Raw genomic sequence first — 15,113 nt, 5'->3', positions numbered from 1 at the left:
CAGATTAAAATAAATTATGTATCTGGACCAAGGATATCATTTAACCTATTGCACCAACATTCACCCTGGTGAAACCTGGGAAGCAGTTTTTCAAACACTGGAACACTACCTTCCCCAGCTAAAGCAGAAATTATCGCCTGATAAACCTTTTGGTGTTGGCCTTCGCCTTTCTAACCAGGCTAGTGCAGACATTCTGGAAGCAAATAAGCTACAGGAGTTTAAGCAATGGTTACAGGAACAGGATCTCTATGTGTTTACCATGAACGGCTTTCCGTACGGAGGCTTTCATCAACAAGTCGTAAAAGACGAGGTACATCAACCTGATTGGACAACCAGGCAACGCTTAGACTATACAGTTAGGTTGGCCCATATACTGGCAGAATTATTACCAACTGGCATGGAAGGAGGCATTTCAACCTCTCCCCTCTCCTATAAGCCCTGGCTTGATTCAGACACAAAGACGAACGAGGTATTTGCCGTAGCCACAAACCACCTGGTAGAGCTGGTAGAAGAACTTCTCAGGTTAAAAAGAGAAACCGGGAGAACAATTCATATTGATATAGAGCCAGAACCGGACGGACTGTTAGAGAACAGCAATGAAGTAATAAATTACTACAAAAACTGGCTGTTACCTATAGGTATAAAACAACTACAGGAGCGTCTGAATTTAGCAGAAACCAAAGCTAAAGAGGCAATTTACGCTCATCTGCAGCTTTGCTACGATGTTTGCCATTTTGCATTGGCTTACGAAAATCATGCGGAGGCATTGCATAAATTAAAGGGATCAGGTATCAGAATAGGCAAAGTTCAATTAAGTGCTGCTTTAAAAGTCTTGCTTTCAAGTGATATTAAAACCAGAACAAAGCTGGCGGAAAGACTGGAGCAGTTTGCAGAATCAACGTACCTGCACCAAGTGCTGGAGCGCAATACGGATGGCACCATAACCCAATACCCTGACTTGGCTGTAGCTTTACCGCATATCCAAAAACCAGAAGCTGTTGAATGGCGCACGCACTTCCACGTGCCACTGTTCACGCAGACATACAATGAGTTGCAATCGACGCAAGATGATATAGTAGAAGTACTCAGGCTGTTACAACAGGAACATTTTACCCAGCACCTGGAGGTAGAAACGTATACATGGGGGGTGTTGCCTGATGTTTTAAAGAAAGACTTGTCAGAATCCGTTCAGCGTGAACTGGAGTGGGTGATCTCAACAATAAATAATTTAAGAAATGCAGAAAACAGTAGTACTGGACGTAGTAGGACTGACACAGTCGCTCATTGGTAAAAACACTCCTTTCCTGGCTAAATGGACACAGGAGGCTCAAGGAACTACCATTCAGCCAGTTGTGCCTGCCGTTACCTGTACAGCCCATGCAACCTACCTTACAGGCAAATGGCCCAAAGAACATGGCATCATAGCTAATGGCTGGTACTTTCGGGATGAGGATGAAGTAAAGCTGTGGCGCCAGTCTAATAAGTTGATACAGTCTCCTAAAATATGGGATATAGCTAAAGCAGCGGATCCTGATTTTACCGTTGCCAATATGGGCTGGTGGTACAACATGAACACCAAAGCTGATTACACGCTCACACCTCGTCCGCAGTATTTGGCAGATGGTCGAAAACTACCCGACTGCTACACCCAACCGGCTGACTTGCGTGACAAGCTACAGGGGCAGTTGGGAACATTTCCTCTCTTTAATTATTGGGGCCCGAAAACTTCTATTAAATCAAGCAAATGGATAGCCGACGCGTCCAAGATAACAGACGACCTGTACAACCCGACACTGACGCTCATCTACCTGCCTCACCTGGACTACAACCTGCAACGCCTGGGCCCTGACCAGAATGCCCCGCGTTTAGCCAAAGACCTGAGAGAAATAGATGCTGTATGCGCCGATCTTATTAAGTTTTATGAAGCCAGAGGGGCACAGGTAATTTTACTGTCTGAGTATGGTATTTCCAGTGTAAACAACCCGGTGCACATTAACCGTGTGCTGCGCAGGAACGGCTACATTGCTGTGCGAAATGAACGGGATACAGAGTTGCTGGATACAGCTATGAGTGAAGCTTTTGCCGTATCTGACCACCAGATAGCGCATGTGTATATACAGGACCAGAGTAAAATCGCTGAAGTAAAAAAACTGCTTCAGCAGGTAGAGGGCATACAGGAAGTGCTGGAGGGTGATGAGCGAAATATATATAACCTGGCACATGAACGATGCGGCGAACTAGTATGCATTGCTGATAATAACTCCTGGTTCACCTATTATTTCTGGCTGAATGATAAAATGGCTCCCGATTATGCCCGCATGGTGGATATTCATAAAAAGCCTGGCTATGATCCCGTAGAGATGTTTACAGATCCTGACATCAAAATGCTGATTCCATTGGTGGCCGGGAAAGTACTTAAGAAAAAGTTAGGCTTCCGAATGGTGATGGATATTATTCCATTGGACGCTACCCTTATTAAGGGATCCCATGGACATGTGCCAGAAGACAAAGCAGAATGGCCGATACTGTTTACTAAAAATCTAAACCAAACATTGCCTCAGGCTCCGCAGGCAACAGATGTGTTTAGTATCATACTTTCTCATCTACAGCTTCCTGTTCCTAAGCAAGAACTTATTGCATAACCAGAAAGAGGCTGCTATTCAGATGGCAGCCTCTTTCTGGTTAAATAGAACATTTAAATCAAGAGATATTAAGCATTATCATTTCACAATATCAAAATGATAAATTCTTAACTTAAAGGGAATTCATAATATTCTCGATAGGAGTCTCCCCTATGAAAGATTTCTCTAAGTGTCCGTTATCGGAGTAAACATAGAGCGAAGGAGTAGGAATAGCTCCAAAGTTATTGAAGATATCGTTCGCAGTTGCTTGCACAAAATGAACATTGTTTTCTCCATGTAGCTTATAATCTTTAGCAAACTGGCTTAACTTATCCATTTCAGCGTCGGATATAAAATAGAGATCATACTTTTTAAAAGACGATAAATGCTCACTAATCTCCTTTGCCTCCCGCTGGCAATGATCGCAATCTGGCTGAAAAACCACTAGCACAACATTGCTTTCCAGATCATGCGCCACAATTTTAGAGCCATCAAGACGGGTTAACTGTATCCATGGGATGTTGTTTGTGGCAGTCTCCTTAGGAGTTGACACTGATTTAGCTTCACTTTTTGAGAACTTACCTAAGCCATAAAAAGCTCCTGCACCTATAAGCACTGCAGCAATAAGTATTATTAAAATCCTTTTCATTATCTAATTCAACTTCTATAATATTCAAGCGAAAGTTTTACTGTCTGATTTTGCTTTCCTTAACAAGGGTACATCCTGTTATGCTGGCTACAGTTCTTGTTGCTATAACTAAAAATTTTTAAGAAATTTTAAATTAAGCCTTATAGTACAGTTTAACAAGTTTATGATCCTGAATTGCTCACTTCAACAATCTTTTGTTAAATATAATTACATATATAGATCTTAATCAGTTTCTACTGCACCTTCTTTAGTAAATTTTATAAAACTTTTTGTTAATTATATAACACCTCCTGCCGATTCCGTTATACCTTTGTAGCAAGAGAAACCAAACTAATGAAGCTTTTCCGCCAGATCATATTGCTAACCTTAACACTGCTGGTGCTTGTCTCCTCGACAGGTGTATCGGTGGGTATGCATTTATGTGGTGGAGAATTGCGCGACATTACCTTTTTGGGAAAGCCGGAAGAATGCCCTATGGCACAAAAGCAGGAAAAGCTTCCTCCATGCCATAGCCCTAAGCAAAAAGACAATAGCTGCTGCGAAGACCATAAACTTGTAGTAGAGCGCCTGGATGTTGCATCTGATACTAAGTTTATCAACCTTCATTCTCTTGACATTAAATTTATAGCTGCTGTAAGAGTCGTGCTTGTACAGTTGTTTGCTCCTGAGCCTGCTCTTAAACCCACTTACGCACTTTACTCCTCTCCGCCACTGGCACGCGACATACCTGTGCTGGTGCAGTCCTTTCTTCTTTAACCTTACTGTGTGGCTAGTTCAGCGTATGGCTGCTGTGGCGTTGTGTACTTCAGGTAACACAAACACACCATCAGCCATCAGTTCTGGCTCATATTTCTTTTACCACAAACGCTGTGCGGTTTAGTTTTATTCCTGTTAAGGTTAATATTCTATTTCATGATTGAGAAGTTAATATCCGTTTCGCTCCGAAACCGGGTAATGGTGTTGCTTATAGCTGCTTTTCTATTTGCCTGGGGCTTGTATTCTGTACAGACCAATAAAGTAGACGCAATTCCCGATTTGTCCGAAAACCAAGTAATTGTTTTTACAGAATGGATGGGGCGCAGTCCGCAACTGATAGAGGACCAAATTACCTATCCGCTTGTAACTAACCTACAGGGCCTCCCACAGGTAAAATATGTGCGCGGAACTTCTATGTTCGGCATGAGCTTTATCTATGTTATTTTCGATGATGACACGGATGTATATTGGGCACGTGAGCGGGTACTGGAAAGGCTTAGTTCCGTTGGCAACACATTACCGGATGATGCTACCCCTACACTTGGACCAGATGGCACCGGTGTTGGCCATATACTCTGGTACACCTTAGATGCCCCTGGCATGGACCTGGGCGAACAGCGGGCCATACAGGACTGGTACGTGAAGTTTGGGCTACAAAATGTAGAAGGAGTCAGTGAAGTAGCCTCTTTCGGAGGCTTTCAGAAGCAATACCAGATCACGCTGGACCCAAATAAACTAACTTATTACAACCTGTCCATCCCCCAGGTAATACAGGCTGTTCGTGCAAATAACAACGAGTCGGGAGGCCGCAAATTCGAACTCAGCGACATTGGCTACATTATTAAAACAACAGGCTATCTCGAATCAGCAGAACAGATAGAAAATATTGCAGTTGTTACGAATAACACCATTCCTGTGCGTGTAAAAGATGTTGCCTCAGTACAAATGACAGGCGAAAGCCGCCTGGGTATCTTTGACCTGAATGCTACAGGCGAGGCCGTTGGTGGCATTGTAGTGATGCGCTATGGTGAAAACGCTGCAGAGGTGATCAAGAATGTAAAAGATAAAATGGAAGAGGTATCCAAAGGTTTACCGAAAGGAGCAAAATTCAACATTGTTTACGACCGTAGCGGCCTCATTAATGAATCCATCAACTCAGTCAGAAATACATTAATAGAAGAGATGATTATAGCTTCTGTTGTTGTGTTTCTCTTTCTGTTCCACTGGCGCAGTGCGCTTATTATCATGATTCAGTTACCGCTTTCTGTTGCCATCGGGTTCATACTACTTAATGCTTTTGGCATCTCCTCAAACATTATGTCCCTTACAGGTATTGCCTTGTCTATAGGTGTAATTGTGGATGATGCCATTGTGATGGTAGAGAATGCATACCGGCATCTGGCGGAGGCGAATAATTAGTTTTGAACATGAAGCTAACAAAGCAACAAAGACTCGATATAATAGCAAAGGCCAGCAAACAGGTAGGCCCCAGTGTGTTCTGGAGCACGATCATAGTGATTACCTCTTTCCTGCCGGTGTTTCTGTTAACCGGTCAGGAGGGTAAACTATTCAGCCCGCTGGCCTGGACAAAGACTTTTATTCTGATAGTGGATGCCATTGTGGCCATTACCTTAACACCAGTGCTTATCTCCTTCTTTCTGAAAGGAAAGCTGAAGGCTGATAATGTCAATCCGATAAACCGGGGATTAGAGCGGGTGTACGGGCCAGTGCTGAAATGGTGTCTGAAGTGGCGTAAAACAACAATTGGTATAAACCTCTTAGCATTATTTGTTGCGATACCTATGCTCCTTAACCTTGGTACTGAGTTTATGCCGCCCCTGGATGAAAGTTCTATTCTGTTTATGCCCGTTACACTGCCGGATATTTCAAATACTGAGGCAAAGCGTATTCTGCAAGTGCAAGATAAAATAATTAAGTCTGTGCCTGAAGTAGAGCAGGTTTTAGGGAAAGCAGGCAGAGCAAGTACAGCTACAGACAATTCCCCTATCAGCATGATTGAAACCATTATTATGCTAAAACCCCGATCAGAATGGCGGGAAGGCATGACCAAAGAAGCCATCATCAAGGAACTGGATGCCAAACTGCAGATTCCGGGGGTGGTAAATGGATGGACACAACCAATCATTAACCGCATTAATATGCTTGCCACCGGTATACGCACTGATGTAGGGGTGAAAGTGTATGGGCAGAATCTTGATTCTATCAGTGCTGTGTCGGACAAAGTACGAGACGCATTAAATGGCGTACCAGGCGTGAAAGATCTTTATGTAGAACCTGTAACAGGAGGCAAATACCTGGAAATCGACATCAATAGGGAAGCCTTAGGTCGCTATGGCCTATCGGTTGATGATGTAAACATGATCGTGGAATCGGCTTTGGGAGGTATGCCTATTGGTAATACCATTGAAGGACGTCAGCGTTTTGCCATTAATGTGCGTCTGGCACAGGAGTACCGGAACAGTATAGGGCGTATTCAACGCATCCCGATTCAGACGGCTACAACTGGTACCATTCCCTTATCTTCTGTCGCTACCATTAGGTTTGCAGATGGCCCGCCCATGATCAACTCAGAAAATGCACAGCTACGTGGAGCAGTGCTTTTCAACGTGCGGGACCGGGACCTGGGGAGTACTGTGGAAGATGCCATGCAAAAGATAAATGCAGAGGTAACAGGTATTCCTGATGGTTACTATTTAGAGTGGAGCGGGCAGTGGGAAAATCAGGTTCGGGCCAACCAAACGCTGACAATTATTATTCCACTGGTACTTGCAATCATCTTCCTTATCCTGTATTTCACTTTTAAATCTTTAAAGGAGGCTTTCCTGAACCTTATTACCATTCCTTTTGCGCTTGTAGGCGGTGTGTACATCGTGTACATATATGGAGTGAATTTATCGGTGGCGGTGGCAGTAGGTTTTATTGCCCTTTTTGGTTTAGCTATTGAAACAGCCATGGTAATGGTGGTTTATCTAAATGAGGCGATGAAGGAACTGGTAGATCAGAAGGGGAATTCCAGCGAGACCATTACAAAACAGGATATCAGAGATTTTGTTTTCAGAGGTGCAGCCAAGCGCCTTCGCCCTAAAATCATGACTGTATCAGTAGCGCTGTTTGGGCTGATACCAGTGCTTTGGGCAACAGGCGTAGGCACAGATGTTATGCTACCCATAGTACTGCCTATGATAGGCGGGGTGTTTACTTCTTCCATCCACATTCTGCTGGTTACCCCGGTAGTTTTTGAAATGACAAAAGAATACGAGCTTAAAAAGCACGGAAAACTGGAGATATATGATGTTAAGCATTAATAATATAAGCACCTCTCATCCTAAAAGAGCAAAAAGTGCATTTATGCTGCTCCTATTCAGCTTATGGCTGCATACAGTTGAGCATGTAGCAGCACAAAACCAGCCTCTAAGCCTTGATAGCGTATTACATCAGATTGCAGTGAATAACCCTATGCTGCAGCAGTATAATACACGTTCAAAAGCAATGGATGCCTATGCAGAAGGTGCTACAGGCTGGATGGCTCCTATGGTGGGAGGAGGTGTGTTCATGCTACCTTACCCAGGCCAGAACACCATGGGTGATGCTAGAGAAGGTTCTGTGATGCTATCTGCAGAACAGGCCATACCTAACCCCGCTAAACAACGGGCAAGCCAAACATACCTCAATTCTCGGGCTTCTATAGAAGAAGAGAAACAGGCTGTTACCTATAATCAGCTTCGCGCTCAGGCAAAGGCTACCTATTATAGCTGGGTAGTGCAGGAGCGGAAAATGGCAGTACTAAAAGAAAATGAACGCATTATGGAGTTCATGCTGAAATTGGCCCGAATCCGCTACCCATACAGCCAGGGTAAGTTAGGCAGTATCTATAAAGCAGAAGCCAGACTACACGAAGTAGAGAATATGCAGCTGATGACAGCCAATGAGATTGTTCAAAAGAACGTACAGCTCAATACGCTTATGAACCTGCCCAAAGAGCAACGCTTTACCATAGATACGCTTGTTACAATACCTGCGCCTGTCGTTTTAACCGCTGATTCCGTTTACCTTAACAATGCCCGGAGTGATATCCGTCAATTGGACAGAACAATAGAATCCATGCGGCTGAACGCGCAGCTAGAGAACCTGGAACGCAAACCTGACTTCCGTCTCCGCTTCGACCATATGACACCCCTGAACACCAGCATGCCAAACCAGTTCACAGCTATGGGTATGGTTTCTATTCCGATAGCTCCCTGGTCTTCTAAAATGTACAAAGCCAATGTAAAGGCTATGAACCTGGAGATTGAGGCGATGCAACAGGAACGCGAGTCAATCTTAAATGAAGCTCTGGGGATGATCCGGGAAATGGCTTTAGAAGTGAACACTAAACGGGAACAGGTAGGGAACTACAAAAGCAAAATTCTGCCGGCCCTGAAGAAAAACTACGATGTGACCATGCTGGCTTATGAGCAAAACAACGCTGAACTACCCGATGTTATTGACGCTTGGGAAGCCCTGAACATGGCCCAAATGGAGTACCTGAATAACCTGGAGCAACTCTACCTGATAGTTGTAAAATATGAAAAAGAATTAGAGAAATAAGAATGGATGAGTTTTTAATAGTAGATAATAGGCCCCTGATAATCCAGCGCTTATTTAATTGTTCACTCATCAAACTATTCAGCATTAGATAATGAAACGATACATATATATACTCTCAGCTCTTTTGTTCCTGTTAGTTGCAGCGGCCTGTAATGAGCAATCGCATAAGCACGCCGAAGAGGAGAAAACAACCTACACCTGCCCTATGCATCCGCAGGTTGTGCAGCAAGAGCCTGGCTCATGCCCTATCTGTGGTATGGATCTGGTGGAGCAAATAGCCAAAGGTGAGTCTATAGAGGTCACAGATGACCTTGCATTTCTGCTTCAGCCTACCAATAGCACCGTTGTATCCTCTATTGCTACTGTTACCCCTGAGTATAAGGCAGTACAGGCGACAATGGAAATGGAAGGAGTTATTACGTATGACCCAAACCGTGTGAATACTGTACCTGCAAAAATAGCTGGTCGTGTGGAGCAATTATTTGTACAATACAACTATCAACCTATCAGTAAAGGACAAAAGCTAATGGAAATTTACAGTCCTGAACTGGTAACGGCACAACAGGAACTACTGTACCTTCAACAATCAGCACCTGAAGATAAGCAATTAGTAGAAGCAGCAAGGCAAAAGCTGCGCCTTTTAGGAGCCACCGATATACAGATTAACCACCTGATCCGTACAGGAAAAGCAAGCTATACTTTTGCCGTCTACAGTCCTTACAGTGGCTATGCTGTCGGGCTCAGCGCTACAGTTCCGGGAAAAACACCGGGCATGACGAATAATGCAATGGTTACGGGTGGAGGAAGTGCTATGAATAGTAGTGGAGGCGGCAACAGCATGAGCAAGCAAGCTACACGAACATCATCCGTAATTGCCACAACTGAGCAGGATATTGAGCTTAGAGAGGGAATGTATGTGAGCACAGGCCAGCCATTATTACGAGTGGTTAATACAGACCAGTTGTGGGCAGAGTTTAGTACACCCGCTGCGGGTATCAGTGCTCTATCCGAAGGTACACCTGTTATTATTACGTTTCCGCAATTGCCTAATGACTCACTGAAAGCTCAAGTAGATTTTATTCAGCCTTTTTATCAGGGAGGGGAAAACTTTGCCACTGTCAGAGTATATCTGCCAGGCCAGCAAAAGCTAGCCAGAGTAGGCCAGCTAATTACTGCCCATGCTACCTACACTCCCCCCCCGGCACTATGGATACCCAGAGCAGCCGTTCTTGACATAGGTACCAGATCAGTAGCTTTTAAAAAAGTAAATGGTGCTTTTCAGCCTATTGCTGTAACAGTTGGTACAAAACAGGGAGATCAGATTCAAATAACAGAAGGTTTGCAAGCAACGGATGCTATTGCTTCTAATGCACAGTTCCTGGTAGATAGCGAAAGCTTTATAAAAGTAAATGAATGAGTTGGATTGATAGCTGTGAAGAAAGAGTCATTCATTCAACTAATCAACATTAGATTATGAAACGATACCTGAACATTTTAATATTCTTCCTGCTGTTGCTATCAGCAGTGGCCTGTAAAGAGCAGCCGCAGGAGCATGTCAGAGAAGAAACAAGCACCTACACCTGTCCTATGCACCCGCAGGTAGTACAGCATGAACCTGGCTCCTGTCCTATTTGTGGTATGGACCTGGTGCCTGTGGCTCAATCAGAGAAACAAGACGGAGAAGTAATGTTAAGTGATAGCCAGATAGCCTTGGCGAATATCAGTACACAGCCGGTAAAATATGATGCCGTAGGCAATAGTACTATACTTACGGGGCAGCTTGTGCTCGACGAGACGGAGACGGACGTAATCAGCAGCCGTGCTGCAGGTCGTGTAGAGCGTCTGTATATAAAGGAAACCGGACAGGCAGTAAAAAAGGGGCAACCACTTTATGAGTTATATAGTGAAGAGTTGCTTATGCTACAACAAGAGTACCTACTGGCGTTAAAGCAATACCAGGAATTAGGAAACCAGGAGCCTCGTTTAGCTTCTTTTATGCAAGCAGCTAAAGAAAAGCTGCTGCTTTATGGTTTAACTAAAAGTCAATTAAACCAGCTAGCTAAGAACGGCAACATGAATGCTCGCGTTACTTTTGTAGCTCCTGCCTCAGGCATAATAACGGATGTAACTGCAGCTGAAGGCCAATATATAGCTGAGGGAAGCTTGCTGTACAGGCTCGGAAAGCTTAACAGGATTTGGGTAGAGGCAGAACTGTATCCGCAGGAAATTACCAATATAAACGTTGGTGATGAGATACAGGTAGCTGTACAAGGATCCCCGCAGGAACCTGTTACAGCTGAAGTTTCTTTTATCAGTCCCGAGTACAGGCAAGGAAGTCAGGTAACAATATTACGTGCTGAACTACCTAACCCGGAGGGACAGTACCTGCCAGGCATGCAGGCTAATATCACCCTTAGTAGCCTAAATGGTTCAACTCTTGCTGTACCAACTGATGCTGTTATACGGGATGCTGCAGGGAACCATGTGTGGGTTCAAACTGGCAAAGACACCTTTAAAGCACGTATGGTGCGCCTGGGAGAAGAAAGCTTTGACACAGTAGCCATTTTAAGTGGCCTAAAGGAGAATGAGAAAGTAGTAACCTCCGGTGCTTACCTTCTCTACAGTGAATTCGTTTTAAAGAAAGGAAGTGATCCAATGGCTAGCCATGACCATTAACATCAATCAGCAGTATGAGAATCCTGTAGCTCCTGTTGAGAATAACAGTAGATATTGATAAATCAGAAATAATTAAATTTACAACCACAAACCATTATTGATCATGACAACAAATCCATTCAAAAGATCTGTATTAACAACAGCAACAATAGCGATATTTTTATTTGCATCCTGCTCTGAAAATTCGCAGCAGGACACAACGGCAAGCGTTGAGACAGAACAACAAGAGGAGGAAATGACAAGTAACGTTGTTGTTGAAACGCCTGACTTTACTTCGGTAGCTGAACCTATCAACACACATATTTCACAGTTGGTAGATGAGTACCTTAAAGTGAAGGATGCTCTTGTTTCAGCTGATGCTAAGGCTGCACAAGAAGCTGCTAACTTAGTTTTAAGTGCCGCTCAGTCTATGCCTGTAGCCACGCTAGTAGGCGACCATAAAGCTTATGCAGAAGAGAAAGTAGAAGAGGTAAAACAAAGTGCTTCTAAAATAGCCAATGCCAACGACATAGCTGCTCAGCGTGAGAACCTTGAGCTTCTTTCTGAAGCCACTTTCTCCCTGGCCAAAGCTTATGGTGCAAATGAAAGAACTTTGTACTACCAGCACTGCCCAATGGCCCAAAACAATGAGGGGGGGTACTGGATGAGTGCAAGCAAAGAAATTGAAAACCCATATTTTGGTGATGCTATGCGGGAGTGTGGCAGTACTGAAGAAGTATTGAATTAGTATTTCAAATAACGCCTCTGATACAGCCCTAAGTAGCAGTTCGTGTTACTTAGGGCTGTATGTTTTTTATGAAGCCGCAGGTGTAGCGCTTACTACACCTGCGGCTTTTATTTTTACTGCTGATTAGGCTCATACTTTCTTTGCGTTAGGCGGCTAAAACTAACACAACCTTAGCTAAAGGTACACTGGCACTTCATTTTAAAGCTTCGTCTAGTAAATTCTTTGGTTTGTGGGCAATAGCTACCTGTTTATATAGTACTTGATTTGCTCAGGCAACTCCTCCCGCTTGTCTCCCATCTTTCGGTTACTGTAGTAATAAAGTGCTTTAAGAACATTGTAAGGGCTTTTGAATGAAAATAGCTCAACCTAAGGAGACACAAAAGTATCAGAAATGAGCTATTAAAGCTTCTGTCTTAGCCTAACAAGAATTCATAGACAAAATACGGATGTTTGTATAATATACGATTTTTGAAACCAACAGTACCTTGCATTGCAAAGTACTATATAATAATTTTGAAACACTGATTAACACTTACCACACACGCTAAACAAAATAAAACTATGAGAAAATCGTACACTTCCCTCCTTATGCTTTTCTGTATGTTAAGCATTTCCTTATCAAGCTTCGCTCAGACAGCAGGTATGCTGAGCGGTACATTGATAGATGAAAAAGAACAGGCCGTAGGCTTTGCAAACGTAGCCGTTGTGCAAGCAGCCAGTTCATCTGTTGTAACTGGAGCCATTGCCGATATGGACGGCCACTTTGAGATAAAAGCTCCAGCTAAAGGAAAGTATTACCTTAAACTGAGTGGTTTAGGATATGAACAAACCCAAACAGAGCCTTTTGAGGTGACAGACGAAAAGTTCGCAAAGAATTTTGGTACACTACGACTTAAAACTGATGCAAAAACTCTCAGTGAGGTTACTGTTCAGGCGATGCGCCCTACTATCACCACGCACCCTGACAAGATGGTAGTTAGTGTAGAAGGAACTGCTCTGGCCGGAGGCAGTACTGCTTACGAGGTGCTGGAAAAATCTCCAGGCGTTTGGATAGACCAGGACGGAAACATTAAGCTTAATGGTAAGGCTGGCGTTCAGATCATGATCAATGGAAAACAGTCTTACCTGTCTGGCAAAGACCTGCAGAACCTGCTGCAAAGTATGTCTGCAGAAAACATCAAAGATCTGGAAGTTATCACTAATCCATCATCAAAATATGATGCAGAAGGGGCATCTGGTATCATCAACATAAACCTTAAAAAGAACATTGACTTCGGTCTGAATGGTAGTGTTTATGCAGGTTACCAATATAACAAGTTAAGCACTTATACATCAGGAGCAAGTGCTAATTACAAAAACGGCAAATGGAATTCGTCTGCCAGTCTGGATGTAGCCAAACGCATGCGTTACCGTGATATGGACATGTACAGAGTGTTCAATAATGAAGGCAGAAAGAGCTACTTTGAGCAGGATGGCTATGAAGAAAATGAACGCTTTGCTCCCAACATACGCCTTAACACAGACTATGACATTAACGATAAACATAGCGTTGGTGCCCAAACCAGCCTTTATTATTCGAAATCTGATCAGACATTTTACACTGATTCTTACCTGCGTGATTTTAACCCTAGAAAAAATGTTTTTGTGCGAGCTGAAAACGGAGCTAAAGGTGACTATTTTAATGGTACCTTCAACCTGCACTATATGGGTAAGCTTGATACAACTGGCACCACCTTATCAGCAGATATAGATTATGCTAATATCAGCAGCGACGACGACTCCAGGTTCTTTAACAAACGCGACAGCCTTAACTATAGTCCTCCGGTTCGAGTTAACGAGTTGCTCACAAGCACCAACCCTACCACCTATAGCATTTACTCAGCTAAAGTAGACTTTACAAAAAAATTAGGCAAAACTGGTAAACTTGAACTGGGGGCCAAAGGCAGCCATGTAACGTCTGACAACGAGCTTCTTTTCTACGAAGTAGAAGATACACGAGAAATGCTGGATGATAAGAGAAGCAACCACTTCATTTACAAAGAAAATATTTATGCCGCTTACGCAAACTACTCCACAAGTTTTGGTAAGAAGTGGAGCCTGCAGGCTGGTTTGCGTGCAGAGCAAACAGAGTCTGAAGGTTATTCTGTTACTAACGACGAGACAACAGACAGAAGCTACCTAAACTTATTCCCAAGTGTGTTTGTGCAACAGAAAGTGAATGATAACTATGAGATCGGGTACAAGTACAGCCGCAGAATAAACAGACCTTACTACGAAAACCTTAACCCTTTCATCTTCTATCTCGACCCGTACACCTGGGCACAAGGCAACCCTTACCTGAGACCGCAATACACCAATTCTTTTGAGCTGACACACACTTTAAAACAGTCTTATAATCTGGTGCTAGGTTACTCAGTTACCGAAGATTTTATAGCAGAAGTACCTATGCAAAACGAAGAAGATAACACAACAGTTTTTCAGCAACAGAATGTAGATAACTTCGAGAACCTTAGTGCAACTTTGGTGGCCCCGATTAAAATCTCATCTAAATGGGATATGAATAACAACGCGACCTTAACCTACCAACGCTATAAAAATAAGTTTAACACCGAATCTGTTCTAAACGATCAGCTTAGCTTTATGGCTAACTCAACCCAGAATATACAATTACCTGCTGGCATCAAAATGGAAATAAACGCTGGCTATCAGGGTCCTGCAGTATATGGTCTGTATAAAGTAGAAGACAACTGGTGGGTAGATTCAGGGTTTAAGCGCTCATTTATGAATGATAAACTGGATCTAAGCCTAAGCTTTACTGATATTTTCAAAAGCCGCATACTAGTTGTCAATACCAACATAGAAGGAAACATTAACAACATAGACCAGTACCAGGGGGCAAGAAGTGTGAGAGTGAATATTCGGTACAGGTTTAACAAAGGCAAAGACTTCGAAGCTAAGAAACGAGATGTAAATCTTGAGGAACTGAACAGAACAGGAAATTAGCGTGTAAATAGTTTATCTTTAAAGGCAGTCTGTTTATGCAGACTGCTTTTTTTGTATCATCTCATCCTGAAAC

The 15,113-nt window shown here is 43.2% G+C and carries 11 protein-coding genes; 10 read left to right on the top strand and 1 reads right to left on the bottom strand.

What is annotated here, in order from left to right:
• The first annotated feature begins 16 nt into the window (after positions 1–16).
• Together eboE and LN995_RS06505 are read left to right on the top strand one after the other, a co-directional pair.
• Positions 17–1,291, top strand: a complete 1,275-nt coding sequence (eboE, locus tag LN995_RS06510) for a metabolite traffic protein EboE (RefSeq protein WP_229959582.1) — start codon at positions 17–19, stop codon at positions 1,289–1,291.
• The gene (locus LN995_RS06505) at positions 1,236–2,642 is read left to right on the top strand and encodes an alkaline phosphatase family protein (RefSeq protein WP_229959580.1); all 1,407 of its coding nucleotides are present in this window, start codon (positions 1,236–1,238) and stop codon (positions 2,640–2,642) included. Before eboE ends, LN995_RS06505 begins: the two co-directional genes overlap by 56 nt.
• Positions 2,643–2,754: 112 nt before the next feature.
• On the opposite strand, the gene LN995_RS06500 is transcribed toward LN995_RS06505, so the two are convergent.
• The gene (locus LN995_RS06500; protein WP_229959578.1) at positions 2,755–3,270 is read right to left on the bottom strand and encodes a peroxiredoxin family protein; all 516 of its coding nucleotides are present in this window, start codon (positions 3,268–3,270) and stop codon (positions 2,755–2,757) included.
• A gap of 333 nt (positions 3,271–3,603) precedes the next feature.
• On the opposite strand from LN995_RS06500, the gene LN995_RS06495 reads away from it, so the two are divergent.
• The 8 genes from LN995_RS06495 to LN995_RS06460 all read left to right on the top strand — a co-directional run bounded on the left by LN995_RS06495 (position 3,604) and on the right by LN995_RS06460 (position 15,040).
• Positions 3,604–4,026 (top strand): HYC_CC_PP family protein, encoded by a 423-nt coding sequence (locus tag LN995_RS06495; RefSeq protein WP_229959576.1) that lies wholly within the window; start codon positions 3,604–3,606, stop codon positions 4,024–4,026.
• Between the two features lie 156 nt (positions 4,027–4,182).
• Complete coding sequence (locus LN995_RS06490) at positions 4,183–5,445, top strand: efflux RND transporter permease subunit (protein WP_229959574.1); 1,263 nt, start codon at positions 4,183–4,185, stop codon at positions 5,443–5,445.
• 8 nt (positions 5,446–5,453) lie between these two features.
• Positions 5,454–7,352: an efflux RND transporter permease subunit gene (locus tag LN995_RS06485; protein ID WP_229959572.1), complete on the top strand. Its 1,899-nt coding sequence runs from the start codon at positions 5,454–5,456 to the stop codon at positions 7,350–7,352.
• Positions 7,336–8,634, top strand: a complete 1,299-nt coding sequence (locus LN995_RS06480) for a TolC family protein (protein WP_229959570.1) — start codon at positions 7,336–7,338, stop codon at positions 8,632–8,634. Before LN995_RS06485 ends, LN995_RS06480 begins: the two co-directional genes overlap by 17 nt.
• A gap of 91 nt (positions 8,635–8,725) precedes the next feature.
• The gene (locus LN995_RS06475) at positions 8,726–10,051 is read left to right on the top strand and encodes an efflux RND transporter periplasmic adaptor subunit (protein WP_229959568.1); all 1,326 of its coding nucleotides are present in this window, start codon (positions 8,726–8,728) and stop codon (positions 10,049–10,051) included.
• Positions 10,052–10,107: 56 nt separating this feature from the next.
• The gene (locus LN995_RS06470; protein ID WP_229959566.1) at positions 10,108–11,310 is read left to right on the top strand and encodes an efflux RND transporter periplasmic adaptor subunit; all 1,203 of its coding nucleotides are present in this window, start codon (positions 10,108–10,110) and stop codon (positions 11,308–11,310) included.
• 103 nt (positions 11,311–11,413) lie between these two features.
• The gene (locus LN995_RS06465) at positions 11,414–12,037 is read left to right on the top strand and encodes a DUF3347 domain-containing protein (RefSeq protein WP_229959564.1); all 624 of its coding nucleotides are present in this window, start codon (positions 11,414–11,416) and stop codon (positions 12,035–12,037) included.
• Positions 12,038–12,598: 561 nt separating this feature from the next.
• Positions 12,599–15,040, top strand: a complete 2,442-nt coding sequence (locus LN995_RS06460; protein ID WP_229959562.1) for a TonB-dependent receptor domain-containing protein — start codon at positions 12,599–12,601, stop codon at positions 15,038–15,040.
• The last annotated feature ends 73 nt before the right edge of the window (positions 15,041–15,113 follow it).

Source organism: Pontibacter silvestris (genome assembly GCF_020907275.1).
GTDB lineage: Bacteria > Bacteroidota > Bacteroidia > Cytophagales > Hymenobacteraceae > Pontibacter > Pontibacter silvestris.
The sequence above is the reverse complement of the archived record's forward strand: the minus strand, read 5'-3'. Positions and strand labels throughout refer to the sequence as shown.